This is a genomic window from Pseudomonas sp. BIC9C (assembly GCF_034541995.1).
GTDB classification, from domain to species: domain Bacteria; phylum Pseudomonadota; class Gammaproteobacteria; order Pseudomonadales; family Pseudomonadaceae; genus Aquipseudomonas; species Aquipseudomonas fluorescens_CC.
The window spans coordinates 259,231-273,209 of the sequence record NZ_JAWDGM010000008.1; the positions used below are offsets into that span (position 1 = coordinate 259,231).

The window sequence follows — 13,979 nt, forward strand, 5'->3', positions numbered from 1 at the left end:
TGAGCCCGATGAAGAGGGCTAATGAACCAGTGTAGTGTTCAACTAATCCCGGACACGACGTTAAATTTTTTCTTGGCCTGAGTAAGGCTCCGGCATCATTTTTGTTGAGATCAAAGACAATCGTGTTGAGTCCTGGGCTTTGGAGTAGAGGGCTCGCATTAGCAGGCGAATCCGTGACTGAGTCTTTCGAGCTCAGCTTTTACCAGTTCGTATCCAGCTTCACTGTGCACTAGCTGCAATGGTGTGCTACCACCGAAGGTGTTTTTCGGTTGGGACAGCCAGTTGTTGGCCTTGGCTTTGTTGCCAAACACCAGCTCGGCTTGAAGCTGAATCAGCTCGACATAATTCATTTCTGGCTCTCAGGAGGCTTGCCGGCATCCGCTCGGTTTTAGCGAACCGTTGAGGTCGATATTGGCGTCTTTGCGCAGTATTCGCCAAACGCCTTGATGCCACGTTTGATGATCAGCATAGGTTTGACCATGAACTTGTAGCTGAAGAACAGATTCAATGCGATCCAAGACAGCTGGTAAATCGAGCCTTGGAAATGCCCGTGGTTTGCACTGTTTTCCCAGAGAAGATGCGCTAAGAAGAGAGTAAAAATACCGACCATCAGGGGGACAAGACTCAACCGCCCCAAAGACAATGCAATAAAGGGAATATCCACAACCGACCGAACAGGCTCTCCCTCAACCTGGATGGCCCAGATTCTGCTGACCTCGTCTTTGCCGTACTGGGATGTTACTCGAACCCGATCACCCGCCTTTACATGCGCATCCAACACATCCGGGATTTCCAGCGTTTCGAGTTTCTTACCGTCGATTTTCCAAAAGTGATAGCTCACCATCTCCCCGCCGAAGCCACGGGATTTTTCGTCGAGCCGGCCATCTGTGATTTGCATTTCCTTCACCTTGATTCCCTATCCGTGCGCTTAGAGTGATGGCAAAAGGATATTTCTGCCGAATACTAAGTAATACTTAGCATGTCGTCAAAGCGAATCTAAGACTCTCTTGTCTTTTGCGGCAAGAGAAATGATGACGATAAGCAAGCGCCTTAAAGAGGCACGACAAGCAAGAGGTTTTTCCCAGGAGCGCCTTGGGATAGAAGCCGGAATCGAGCCAGCATCAGCGTCCCCGAGGATGAATCAATATGAGAAGGGCGTTCATCAGCCAGGGGAGAGCATCGTGCAGCAGATAGCTGCGGTACTGAATTACCCAGCGGCGTATTTTTATTGTGAGGACGACGATGAGGCGCACCTACTGCAGTGCTTTCATCTATTGAAAGGGAAGGATCGCAAGGAGGTGATTGATCTGGTGGAGAGGTTAGCTCTGAGTAGCTGAGGCATCGTCAAAGTGCTGAGTTTGGAGCAGGCACGAGGAGGGGCCGTCTTAGGCAGCCTCGGTGTGGATCCTGAAGCACCAGATGATTGGTGAGCAGACAGCCTGCTTGATCATCGGTACGACGCTATTGCTTGAAAGTGGGTTGGCTCGCGGCGTGCAATTCTAGACTGGAAAGCGGTAGGCGAGGCAGGGCGCAACTGAACGGCCACTGAAAGCTTTGCATTGAGCGGGCTCGTCCCCGCAGGGAATTGAACTGCTGCATGTCCCTGGCTCGCCCTTAGGTCAAGCAGAGACATGCTCGAGTCTGACCTGAGGATGTCGACACCTGGGGATCGAGCGGTGGTGCAATCATGAGTTTGGCTTCAAGTCTGATCGACACGTACAGCATCAGGTCTCACTGGCCTCATGAAAACCACCAAATGTGGGTTAACCCCAACTGGTGAGGTTTTGCATGGAGGGTAGGGTGGCTCCGTCATAGTTGACTGATGTGAACGCCGGCGTAACGAATTTCACAAGCAGTGGCGAGTATGGGCCTACATTCAATAGGTAGCCTAATGTTTATCTTTAACTCAACTAAATGTTTCTTTAGTTGAGTTAAAGATGCATTTGGAAGTTAGACCCGTAAAAGCGTAGGGCAGGCCTAATCCCTAGTCACGCCATGCGAAAAAACGCTGGTAGGCATTTTCAGCGTTCGATTTTCGCGCAAGTCTGATGACGTCACTCATCTCCATTGTTCTCGCGCTATGGTGCATGCTTGTTTCTCGCACCCAGAACAGAGTCGCTTTGCGGAACCCTGAGTTAGGCGAGACCACACATCCGCTCTCAGTAAGCCTGTCAATGACGATCTGACATACTGTCCGGAATAACGCTCTCGCATAACCTGAGCTAATCGAACTTTTGCCGCGAATCTTCCCAAGCAACAACGTGTGATCACGCTCGAGCGGAATGAATTGCCGCCCGAGCCTTTCACGGTAACGATTCACATAGTTGGCAACAAACTCAGGATGGATTTTCCACGCCCAATTGCCAGGAAATTTTTCCGCCACTAAGTCGTAAGTTCCATCCCGCATGAGCCTCAGAGCACTGACCGTGAGATCTCCCCCTAGACTGTCGATTTCAGATGGCTGCAGCCTCAGATAATAAATTGACGCAAACATGAGCAGCGTGCGCTCATGTTTGATGTCTTCATCAGCCATGTCGCTAAGCGTCAACATCAACACCGCAAACTCTTCATCAGTGAAGACATTCGCACCACTGTGAACGGGGAGGCTCGGAGTGTAAAAGCCCGCAGCATGCAGTCTTCGCGCAGGGTTGATTGCGATCAAGTCATCGTAATGCAGATGCAGAAAAAAAGACGCAACTACCGACATCTGGATCGCGAGTCCGCTTCTACCAGCAATATACGCTATGCGAGTATCATTCCTTCCAGTAGCTGGTTGAATTAAACAATACGGACGCCAGTCAGGGTTGAAGCCCACCACGCTCCTCAGTTTGCCCTGAGTGAATCGTCGGCAAGACTTATCTGCCACCCACGAGTCCGGAGGGGTTGTGCAGAAATTCATAAACGCTTGAATGTCGGCTTCACTCAAATCAGTTAAGGGTTTTTTTGCCTCCAAAATGCTCCAGAGCAACAGCCGCTCCGTACAGGTTCGGTAGTTGGCATAGCGCGTAGGTTCGGCATGCTTAATTAAAAACTGCTTCACAAGCATGTAGCTTTTTATTGGCAGGCTACTGACTGGGCATCGGTTAAGGAAGTCCTGAACTACAGGAAGCTCGCCATCAAGTGTGTCTGGGTCTAGCAGCGCAAAGTCTTTTAGCGTCTCAAAGCAAGGACGGGGTATTGATTCCATGGTTTTTCTACCGGTTATCTCCGAAATTCAGTCGCGATTTTTCAATCCCAATTTTTTAAGCGAGTACGAACGTTTGTCTTCGTAGCTGCTGTAGTAGATATCCTGCGTAGTGGCCAAATTGTTGTGACGTAGATCCATCTGCAAGTCCTTGGCGTCTCGCCAAGGGGCATCAAGTGTCGCAGCCGTATGCCTTAGCCAGTGAGTGGAGGCCATTTGTAGAGCCTCGATCTCACCCGGCTGACGACCTTCGCTCACCATCTCATCAACGGCTCGGTCAAACAGCTCCTGGATAATCGACTGAACCATTCGAGTGGATAACCCTGGACGGCCATTCAAGGTCGCAATCAGTGGGGTCTGCTCATTAGGTAGTGGCAGTTCAGACAGCCCCATGAACCGCCGGTAGCGCTTTAGGTACCGATCAATGTATTCCGGCCTTACAGCGACCTTGGCGGCCTTGTCACCCTTGCCAATGAGGTGGAACCACCAGTTGCAATCGTGATCCGCCTTGAACGAGCCCATCGTGGGCTGCCAATTGACCCGACCACAGACATCTGAAACGCGTAGGTACATCGAGAACAACGTCGCGGCGATGAACAGCGTGCGTTCATGGCGCTCAGGAATTGTTGCGGCCATTTTTTCAGCGGTGGTCAGCACGAAGTCCCATTGAAGAGGCGTAAGGGCGCGTCCGGTTTGCTCCATTGAGCGCAAGGCTTTGAAGCGCGATTTCTGTTTGATCGCCCTGAAGGGATTCGCTGAGGTCAGGCCCTCATCGAGCCCGTATTCGTACAAGCTGCTGCACACCGAGAAAACTTGGGAAATGCTTCCTCGAGATGGCTGGTAAGGAGCACCGGTACCCGCGCCGTCATGATCACCGGCATCATGCGTGCGATTCGCTGTCTTCACCGAGAATGGGCGCCAGCGGGGATTTGGGTACAGCCCTGAATCTTTGTCGGACGCCACGATCAGAAACCTGCTGCGTGTCACGGGCCCAAGCCAGTCCATCGGTGGGTTCATGCAGAATTCCAAGAACGCTTCGGCGTCTGCGCGACGCAGCTCCATGAGGGGCTTCTTTCTGATCAACAATGCCCAAAGCAGCAGGCGCTCGGCATGGGTGCGATACGAAACGAATGTCGCCTCGACGTTGGAGTAGGAACGCAGAAAACCACTGACGGCGTCGAAACCGTCCATGGGTTTCAGCGGCGCATCAAAGTTCGCCAGATAGTTCATCACCAGCGGTAGGCACGGGTCGGGTTCATCGCTAGTGTGGTTGATGAATTCCTTATAGGTGTTGAACAGCGGATACGGGCTCTGCGTCTCATTATCCTTCTTTGAATGCTGCATTGTAGACTTCCGATTCTGAGAGTTATCGGAAGTAGGGGACTTACCCTTTCGTTTTCTCGAGGCGAGCGCGTCCGTCTGCCTGGATGAATCACTCATCACCTAGCCCTATTCATTTGAACGATGTTGTATAGGTTATACACAGCAAACCTGGCTTTGCAAGTACTCTCTTGGGAAGTTTCACTGGCGACCAGGCAACTAACTACTCTTTATTTATATATTGAGAGTTATGGTCGAATCTGAATTAGGAAATTCCGACCGCACGGCTGCGCGCCCCAAACTGTGTGGGCTCAGCGCTGAGCCGTCCAGAGCTTGAGAGGCGCCACTGCTGCTTTAGATGGGCGGCTGGCCTTCACGCAAGTCGTAACCTAGGAGATCACTTTTAAAAGATTCGGCCATTTTTAAAAGTGTTTAGTCGTACCGCTCAGAAAATACGGCGGCACGGCAGTGATTCGCCATATTTAGCGGGCTTGGTCATTTTTAAAAGTTTCGGTCATTTTTAAAAGTTCATGTTTTGAATGTGTAAAGGCGCCTTGAAAACGACCAGTTATCAGGCCATGAAAAAGACTATTGAAATCCAAAACCATTAGTGTTTTATAATGAAGCTTCTTCGAAGCTTCAGACTTTAAGCCACCTTTATATAGTCTCCTTCCGCGTATATAGCGCTGTTCTAGGCGCTGGAATCTCTCCTAAGCTGACATATTGGTCACGCGCTCCAACATCTACCCACGCTACGCACGCCGACGGAGTTAGTCCGCAACCAGACTGAGTCTTCACGCCGAGGGCGAGGTTCACATCACCTCGGCATGGCTCCCGATTTTTCTGCTTGATATTTGACCTTTGTAGATCAACGTGCACCGGCGGATGAGACTGAACCGATCTGACGGCGAGCGATTGAGCCTATGCGGCTAGGCACGTGTTTCGAGCGCGTCTCAGCTCTCAGCAAATCGCAAACCGTCGCATTCATTGGGCTACAGGCGTGGTCACTTTTAAAGGATTCAGCCATTTTTAAAAGAGATCTCGCATCCTGGCGCTTTGTTGCACTGAACGAGCCTGGTCGAAATGGACGCTTACCAAGACGCATGGAAGCCTTTTTTGCGCGGCATACGACGTCTCGATCCCACAAAAAATGGCCAAACCGTGGGTTATGGCCGATGCCGCCAGAATTAAAAAACGCTGAAATGGAGATCTCTGAGGGGGTTGATTGCTCGCGAAGGCCCGGATTGCAAGGCTTTCGGGGTGGAAACGCTAGACGCCACCTTAGGCGCCATCTTTAAGGGAGGGCCACACTCGATTTACACGATTACTTCCCGTTTTTTTTACACGATTACTTCTGAGAACTATCGTTTCAAAGATTTACTTCCAAAAATTTCAAAGTTTTACTTCCGAGCGCTCTGTTCTCGACATCAAATCTGCCCACTAGACGCTCCCACGTCCGTATATGACGGTACGCATAATGTATATTATGTTAAATCAGCTATTGCGCCGGAGATGACCAAGTGTCAGGATTTTCTATAGATTAGCGCTCGGAACTAAATATTCGAAATTTCGACAATTAAAAATGCGAAATCTGAACGTCTGCATTTTTTGGAAAATTTAGTTCCGGAGCCCTTTTCTGTGCACTACTTTGCGGTAGGTGTTGGCGCTGATGCCGAATTGACCCACTGGCCGAGATGTCACTGACCCAATCTGATTCCTTGCGAACTATTGCCTGTGCTGGATTTGTCCCGAGTGGAGGTGGATCAGTCTTGCGTCGGCACGTGGATCAATTCGGCATCAGCCCCAACACCCATGGAGCCCCCGGCCGTGAAGCGTTGTATCAGCGCTTCCAGGATACCTTCTACCGCGGAGTGGCCTTGAACAAGGAGAACTGCGAACGGGTGGAGATTCCGTACGAAGGCAAACACATCTCCGGGCTGCTGGTTCGCGCAGAGGGTGTCAATGGCCCTTCTCCAATTCTTGTTCAGGTCAACGGCCTCGATTCGTTCAAGGAGATGAAGTATCTCGTCGGCATGCCGGCGTGGCTGGCCAAGCGCGGCGTTTCCTCTCTCATCATTGACCAACCCGGTACCGGCGAAGCCCTTCGCTTGCATGGTATGACCGCACGATACGACAGCGAGCACTGGGCAAGCCGCATCGTCGATTGGCTGGAAACTCGTACTGATATCGACGCCAAACGAATTGGAATGGAAGGGGTGTCCTTGGGGGGGTACTACTGCCCAAGAGCAGTGGCCTTCGAACCTCGCTTTGCTTGTGGAGTTGCCTGGGGTGCCAACCACGATTGGCGTGACGTGCAAAAGCGCAGGCTAGAGAAAGAAGGCGACTTCCCAGTGCCGCATTACTGGGCTCATGTTTGCTGGGTATGGGGTGCCAAGGACATCGATGAATTCATGACCATTGCAAAAAATGTCCACCTGGACGGCGTAGTGGAGCGCATAAAGGTGCCCTTCCTCGTCACCCACGGCGAAAAAGATACCCAGATTCCGCTGAAATGGGCCCATCGCACCTATGAGCAACTGGTAAACAGCCCCAAGAAGGAACTCAAAATCTTTACCGATCGAGAAGGTGGTGCGCAGCATGCCAGCTTCGACAACAGCATTAATGCTGGCCAGTACATTGCAGACTGGGTCGCTGAGACGCTGGGAGGGCGCACCAGTTAATCGCCTTGGCGCCGAGTCATGCCCGGCGCTGCTCCAAAGAGGGTTGTGAGCACCCTCTTACCTTGCGACGCCAAGCCAGGGCAGAGCGGCTAGGCGTCGTTTTTTTTGCGTAGATATATCCGCCCCATAATGGATGAACACTGACTGTTGGCGCTGATAGAAAACTGACCCAGGGTCAATTTCTCATCAGCGCCAACAGGCATTCGGGTCTTGGCCAAACGTAGTGCCTACATTCAGCGCCCACGATCCCAGGGCCGGCAACTGGCAAAACCCCACGGCCTGTCATGTCAGCAACAATAGACTTCGGCGAAGTCCTGGCTGCCTTGGCCAATTCTGAGCCGAAAGCGTATGAGCGCTGGAAGATCTCTATTGCCTCCAAACTAACAAATCTGGCAGTCACACGACCTGAGAGAGCAGAGTGACTAGCCAATAGCCCGCTTCGCACCAGTGCATACGCCACTTCTTGCTTAACCCTGAGCAAACGCGCAGCTCCAGCGACGCTCAAGCTCGACTGAATCTGCTCAGTACGAGCAAAGCTATCCCGATCGACAAGCCAACGTCCCAATGCGAACTGTTCTTCCTCAGCTGTAAAGTATGCACAGACTTTCCCATGCCGAATGGAAACTAATAACTCAACCAACCCACCTTCGGCCGACAGCTCATGCTTCGCAAGATAGGCGATTGAAACCAACTCATCTGTAATCGCCGGGCAAGGGATCGGTATTGCAAGATTAGTCACCGACATGTGGTCAATCCACCATCGCCCTCCTGGCGGAGGCCTGCCACCGAAGGACTGCAGCAAGCCAGCGTCCAGCAGTTGGCGGACGCGATATTCAGTGATTTTTAAGACGTCGGCGGTTTCCTCCAAGCTGATAGCTTGTATAAGCTGCCCCCTGCGATCCGTGAGTTGTAAGAAATCAACTACGACGCCTGCGCGTCCGGATCCGAAAGTCTTCGAGCGGTGAGACAGCTCACCGGTAGACATCATCCGACGCAGCAAGGCACTTGTAACCCCTAAGCGCTCAGCCGCTTTGGGGATCGAAATCCAGCGGTGAGCTGCAATCGTGTCTGGAAGGAGACGGCGGTTGCGCTTCGCCAGCGGCGCTTCCCATTCAGATTGGACGTAGCTGTTGAAAGCGTTCCGCACAAAATCGAAAGATGCCCCCTTCAGCCTTTCATGAATGTCGTTGTATGTTGATCCCATCACAGTTCCAAGCTTCCAAATTGAGGCTCCATGCTCCTCCGAAGTAAGCCCCTTCAGAAAAGAGTGGAACCCAAACGGCCAGTCGCTCAGAACTCGACCAGCTGCTTCAGCCAGCGGGACTGCGACTATCAAATCACCGGCACCACTCAGCTTCAATGGCTTTGGAATCAAGGGATGGGAGGCACGTACGCCAAACCTTTTGGCGAGCTCATGAAATTCGCTAAGCGTCAGGTGCGCTAGCGATGGCGATCGACCGGCTGTTCCCCGCAAACGATGCCCAAACTCAGATGTGAGCCATATCCCCATGGGATCTGCACGGACGGTCGCGACGTCCTGCGCAAGTGATGCTCCGCACTCGGTGCACTCGAGCTTAGCCATGACATCGGCTTTGAATCGGACGCCACACGCAGAGCAATGATCCTGAAGGCAGCATTCGTGAATCGAGCAGCATGTAGCTAACGTCAGGTCCCAAACCTCACGCCAGTGAAGCGATTGACTCAAGCACTGCGAGCAGCATTTTCTGTACCGTAATGACCAACACCTTATGGCTTCGGTCGTTGGATTTAGCAGCTCTTCGACCTGCAACGACCAACTCGGAGCAGAGTGGATACGCTCCCACTCTGCCTGGCCCACCGCGACGCTTCTTTTTAGCAATTCGATAACTTCCAGCCCAGTCAACCCATTTGCATGGCCTGCTCTGTACAGGTAACCGTAGAAGCTTTCATCGCATTTGGGAGAGGGTGTTATCAAAAGCCCAAACATAATCGTCCCCGCTGCTCCTAATCAGTTTTGTGCCAAGCTTTTGGAGTCTTGAGGAACTCATTGATGCCTTCTGAAATGAGCTTGAACGCCTCGCGGTCAAGCTTGTCCATGGCGAGGTCGTGGACATGAATCAAACTGCCGTAAATCGAGTTTGGTGTCACTTGCCAGGAGACGTAAGCCATGCCTTCCCTGAGCAGAGTAAACAACCCACGAGGCCAGTCAGAAAGTGCGACAGCCGCTCGCTCAAAGTTGGAACGTACTAAGCGCATCGAGACCAGGCGGCGGTTCAAATTGAGTGTCATATTCTTTCGATCACTCGAGATCACACCTAGGAATACGACCAGCTTCAGCAACTCGTTCAGTCCAAAAGGCATCAAGTTGCTGAAGTCAAATCCGCTATTATTGGTTGGATAAGCATTCGTGCGTCGCGTGTACAAGCTGACAATAAATGAGGCAAGCGCAACAGCAGCTGCACTCGCTGCGATCGAAGGACCATCCTCAAAGCGCGCGCCACAACGGCACAGGCCCAGCTCGGGTCGGTTATCCCCTAAAGCGACATGGCATGCGGGACACTCATCCCAAAGGTAACAGCCGTGTTCCTCACACACAGCGAGTGGCGCCAACATCCAATGTGCCCGCGCCAGCCCATGTTCCCTTACACAAATCGGACAGATACGTGGCGTTTTGAGTGAGACCAATCGAGCTACGAAATCATGCCCTCCCAATCTCACGCCGTTATTCTGTTCGACAGGCATTGATTCGCGAAGGGACTCTAACGTGGTGCCCGTGCACTTTTGAAGCTGCTCCCTCCTGTTCTCTAATTGCGCATAAAACGCATCGCCCGGAATGTCCAATGCGATCTTCAATTGCGAAATGCCAAGCAGCTGGTTGAGCTTCGCGACACGAAACAAAAGGCTATCGAGACTCTCGCCAGACTTCAGATCGCTTTTCACCAGGAGATTCACTTGGGGCACTGCCAACTGATCAAACGCGCGTTGCATTCGTGCTATCGCGTCTGACCGCGCCTCTGCCTCACGAGACTCTTTCAACGAAGCTTCCAAAGCCAGCAGGTCGGTATAGAAATCGTTTTGCATGGGTAAAAGCCGGGGTTGCCCCCGGCTACCTCTCAGGCAGAAGGTTGATCAAAATTCTCGAAAGGTTCCCGACCGCCCGTTAGCGGTCTGAAATCGAAAGAGGTGCTGAACGGGTTCCTTTCACTAGGAACGCGGCTCCATACCTCATCCCTGAACGCTTGGGAGAGCATGCAAAGGTCAATACCCTCGGCTCCAGTGTGCTGCACCAGCCAAACGGAGCGGTCCAGAATTTTGATCAGGTAATCGATCAATCCAAAACTCGCCAGATGAAAGCGTTGCAGCATGTCCTTGGAAAGAAAGCTGATGCTCTGAACAGGCAACAAGCTGTGAACGGCCTTAAGTAAACCCGCGAAATGCTTCCAAGTGTCCTCGGTCAGGTCATACCTTCCATAGTCAATGCTGGCCGAGAACCTACGTCGCAGTTGCTCGTTAGCCCACAGCAGTCCCTCCGTTCGCTTGAGCCCAACAAGCACCACGGTAATGTCTGCCTCGTTCATCAAGCTCTTGATCCAATCAGCGGCCTCGTACGCACCGACTTTCTTGTAATCAACCAGGTGTTGAGCCTCGTCCAGAATGACCATCGCAATTCGCTGGTTTCTCAGCAACGTGATGATCCGAGAAAACTTGTGCTCGGCTGAATGACCACGTGCCGTGGCGAATGGATCCTTCATTGCAGTCAATACAGCAGTCGCAAGGTTTTTCTTGGAAGGCGAAGAGGGCATCTCCACAACCAAGACCGAGCTCTTGGATTCTGGATACCCATCGGCTTCGGATCGCATGTACTCCCGTATCAGGGAGCTCTTGCCAACGCCGCTCGGACCTTGGATAACCAGCCCTTTGCTAGTCTGCGTCCTCAGGGTGTCTTGTCGAACCTCCTCCATGCGCGCTATGGCATGATCACTCTGCGGGCTGCGAATAAAATGGTGGCGAAGAGAGAACTGCGCCTGAGTTTCGAGAATGGCGTCCATTATGATTTGCTCATTTGAGGTGCGCGCGACACCACTGAATAGCCGGCAATAGCGTCCGTATCGATGTCTCCATCGACAAAATCCGCGGCTTTCTGCGGGCTCGCTAAGGAGGTTTGCTGCAGCCCGCCACGATCAAGTTTCACCCTTGCCGCCTCTCGACGTTCACGAGTCTTCTGGGATCGTTTCAGATCTGCCACATCACCCATGATGTCTTGATAGGCTTGATGAATAGCCTCGAAGGAGGGAGATCGTTTGCCCGTGTGACGCAACTTCTCCCTCGCCAGATCAAAGGTCTCGCGACTAAGACCAATGAGACGTTTATCTTTAGCTGGTACCAGAATGAACACGTTTCTGAAGCGATCATGTATCCACACGTGTCCGAGTTCGTCTCGGTACCTCACTTGGACTTTTTCACCGTCGTCGAGCTTCATTTTCAGCTCAGCAAGTTCAGCGGAATGGTAGACGTGTGTCCCGACCTCCACCCCGTAATGATGAACCGGGGAGTGTTTACGCTTGGCTAGGACAGATTCCAGCGCATCTAAATCGGTTGGCAGGCAAATATGACGATGCCCCTCCCCAGCGAGCCAAGCTTGTGCAGGACTCATCTGGGCAGGCAGACCACGATGCGTTCGTTGGTGATAAACATCGACTATCCATTTGACCAGCTTGGCTTCGAGATCCTCCAGCGTCAGGCACGCGAGTGCTTCCGAGGGGTAATCACCGCGTTCTTTTGTATTCGAGAACGTGGTGCCAGGCAGCCGGTGTATGAGCCCATCATTCAACGTACGAAAGAATCGTTCTACCGCCCCTTTTTTTTGGGGGGCACGGGACGCCGGATACATGATCTCGATACCCAGCTCGTTGAACGCGTTGATCAGGTCGTCCGCGTGAAACTCGGCTGCGTTGTCGGGAACAATGCGGGAGGGAAGTCCGTGAGCTCGCCATTCGCTCAGCACCGAAGGAAATCGTGCGAGCCAAGCCGCTTTCGGGCGTATTGCACGCTCAATAGCACGCAGCACGCTTTCTGTATTTGGCGCGGCGAAATGAATCAGATAAGCCATGATCATTCGAGAATGACGGTCAAGTACGATCGTTAAAAATGGCCTCCCAATGTGCTTACCCGTTTTCGCATCGACCACCAGAATATCCAGTGGAGTATGGTCAATCTCCCAGCGATCCAGAATCTTCTCGACTACCAGCTTGCCTATAGCGGTTCGATGAATCTGGTTCGCGGCATGTTTACCCAAGCGGCCCTTGTCCAATGCATAGGGGTCCATGCTGTCAATGTATCGCCTGAAGGTCATCTCAGACGGAATAACCAACCTAAGAGACGGTAGCCGACCTTCATTTACCTTTTCTATCTGCGACTTGAGCTTCTCGTAGACCGGCGACACGAGAGGGCGCTCAAGAGCCAGGTAATCCGTCTGGATCAAATCGGAAACAAGATCTTCCAGCTCTCCCTGGATAATACGGCTGCGCCCCTTGTCAAAGTGGTGAGGCACCAACTTAACGATGCTTCCGGTCCGGAAGAGGTTGAACCACCTTCTTACCGTGGAAACCGACGGGGGAGGAAGCGTGTCGCCTGTGTCCTTGGCCACCTCTTGGATGAGTTTGCCGAGATACCTATTAGGCGGCAACATAAGCCCGACGCTATTAATCAACCTAACTAAATAAGAACGTCGCCGGAAGGCCATTGCAGCATGATTTTCAGGGAAGCATGTGATGTCTGGGGGCGCATTTCTGACAGTTGGAATCATGCCAAGATGTGGCTGCTCGTCATCTATGAATAGTTCTCTTGAATCATAAAAGCTATAGAAATCTGACTCCTTTATTTTGGAAGTCTCATCAAGCTCATTTGTCCAAAGCAACACTCCGTTACCCAAGCTCTTTCTTAGTCTGAGTTTCGCTCCGTGCAGCGTGACCACCAATCCCGCCTTAAGAGAAAAAGTTTCCATGACGGTGACCTCCTTGCAGGTATATGGCTGCCCCAGCGATGACAGGTTTATCGAGGTCTACCCCTAAAGCCCCCTGACCAAGAAGGTGCCAAGCCCTCGAATTACCGACGAGCCCACAGAGTTCATCGATCGTTTTTGGCTGGCGGATTTCCAACATCGATTCAATACTGCCCAAATCGAAATTGATGAGCATTGAACTCCTGCGGTAATACATCAAATTACGCAGATTACTAACGAAAGGCTCGGCCATGAGCTGCTCATCGGTAACCACCGAGAACACCCGATTAGTGTTCTGGAAGTGACTCCCTATGGCCTCCAAACGTGAGCTCACATATCGGACGCTCAGCTTTACGGCTGGCTTGACCTCAAACCACCGCTCCGAGCCATCTCGTAACACTGCGCGGACATCGGGGTAGTAGATCCCCGCGTCGTCGCCCATAGCGAAAATTTCCTTGCTCGGCTGAACGTCGTATCGGAGCACTTGAGGGGAGAGCTCCAACAAGCTCAAAAAGACTCCCTCCAGCTGAGATTCCCAAGGTATCGGCTTTCCGTTTTTTTGGGAGGGAATAAACCCTCGGAAGTGGCAGGATCTGCGGGTTACAACCTTTCGTACGGTCATGATATTTCTCCAGGTCGAGCGAGACCGTGGCGCACAAAACTGGATGCGCCAGCAGGCTCATGGAGGCGATTCATCGGACAACACTGTGCCCTCGAGAAGCCTCGCTTAGGTCGAAAAATTAGGGGAGAGTTGACATGCGCCGAAAAAAGGCAGAAATTACAGCCACCACAGTAGTAATCTTTGCTTCATCAA

General features: G+C 52.1%; 10 protein-coding genes and 1 pseudogene. 2 read left to right on the forward strand and 9 right to left on the reverse strand.

All coding sequences use genetic code 11. From position 1 onward, the window contains the following. Nucleotides 1-158 precede the first annotated feature (158 nt). Entirely contained in the window at nucleotides 159-350 is a 192-nt protein-coding gene (locus tag RS887_RS28835) for an MbcA/ParS/Xre antitoxin family protein (protein WP_322618061.1), read from the reverse strand. Nucleotides 351-388: 38 nt separating this feature from the next. Further along, nucleotides 389-898, reverse strand: coding sequence for a hypothetical protein (locus tag RS887_RS28840; RefSeq protein ID WP_322618062.1), 510 nt, complete (start codon nucleotides 896-898; stop codon nucleotides 389-391). A gap of 133 nt (nucleotides 899-1,031) precedes the next feature. Here RS887_RS28840 and RS887_RS28845 point away from each other — a divergent pair, with 133 nt between their 5' ends. Continuing rightward, nucleotides 1,032-1,337, forward strand: a complete 306-nt coding sequence (locus RS887_RS28845) for a helix-turn-helix transcriptional regulator (protein WP_322618063.1) — start codon at nucleotides 1,032-1,034, stop codon at nucleotides 1,335-1,337. Between the two features lie 647 nt (nucleotides 1,338-1,984). Here RS887_RS28845 and RS887_RS28850 read toward each other — a convergent pair. Together RS887_RS28850 and RS887_RS28855 are read right to left on the reverse strand one after the other, a co-directional pair. After that, nucleotides 1,985-3,187 carry a hypothetical protein gene (locus tag RS887_RS28850; RefSeq protein WP_322618064.1) on the reverse strand — a complete coding sequence of 401 codons (1,203 nt, stop codon included), beginning with the start codon at nucleotides 3,185-3,187 and terminating at the stop codon, nucleotides 1,985-1,987. A gap of 27 nt (nucleotides 3,188-3,214) precedes the next feature. Next, nucleotides 3,215-4,528, reverse strand: a complete 1,314-nt coding sequence (locus tag RS887_RS28855; RefSeq protein WP_322618065.1) for a site-specific integrase — start codon at nucleotides 4,526-4,528, stop codon at nucleotides 3,215-3,217. 1,787 nt (nucleotides 4,529-6,315) lie between these two features. On the opposite strand from RS887_RS28855, the pseudogene RS887_RS28860 reads away from it, so the two are divergent. Then, nucleotides 6,316-7,185: pseudogene (locus RS887_RS28860) on the forward strand (alpha/beta hydrolase family protein); the annotation flags it as partial. Nucleotides 7,186-7,360: 175 nt separating this feature from the next. Here the strand turns inward: RS887_RS28860 and RS887_RS28865 are convergent. The 5 genes from RS887_RS28865 to RS887_RS28885 form a co-directional block, all read right to left on the reverse strand. After that, complete coding sequence (locus tag RS887_RS28865) at nucleotides 7,361-8,695, reverse strand: hypothetical protein (protein WP_322618066.1); 1,335 nt, start codon at nucleotides 8,693-8,695, stop codon at nucleotides 7,361-7,363. Nucleotides 8,696-9,168: 473 nt separating this feature from the next. After that, nucleotides 9,169-10,245 (reverse strand): TniQ family protein, encoded by a 1,077-nt coding sequence (locus RS887_RS28870; RefSeq protein WP_322618067.1) that lies wholly within the window; start codon nucleotides 10,243-10,245, stop codon nucleotides 9,169-9,171. Nucleotides 10,246-10,277: 32 nt separating this feature from the next. Then, complete coding sequence (locus RS887_RS28875; protein WP_322618068.1) at nucleotides 10,278-11,213, reverse strand: TniB family NTP-binding protein; 936 nt, start codon at nucleotides 11,211-11,213, stop codon at nucleotides 10,278-10,280. Then, entirely contained in the window at nucleotides 11,213-13,168 is a 1,956-nt protein-coding gene (locus RS887_RS28880; protein ID WP_322618069.1) for a DDE-type integrase/transposase/recombinase, read from the reverse strand. The genes RS887_RS28875 and RS887_RS28880 overlap by 1 nt, the downstream gene beginning before the upstream one ends. Continuing rightward, nucleotides 13,149-13,787, reverse strand: a complete 639-nt coding sequence (locus RS887_RS28885) for a transposase (protein WP_322618070.1) — start codon at nucleotides 13,785-13,787, stop codon at nucleotides 13,149-13,151. Before RS887_RS28885 ends, RS887_RS28880 begins: the two co-directional genes overlap by 20 nt. Between the last annotated feature and the right edge of the window lie 192 nt (nucleotides 13,788-13,979).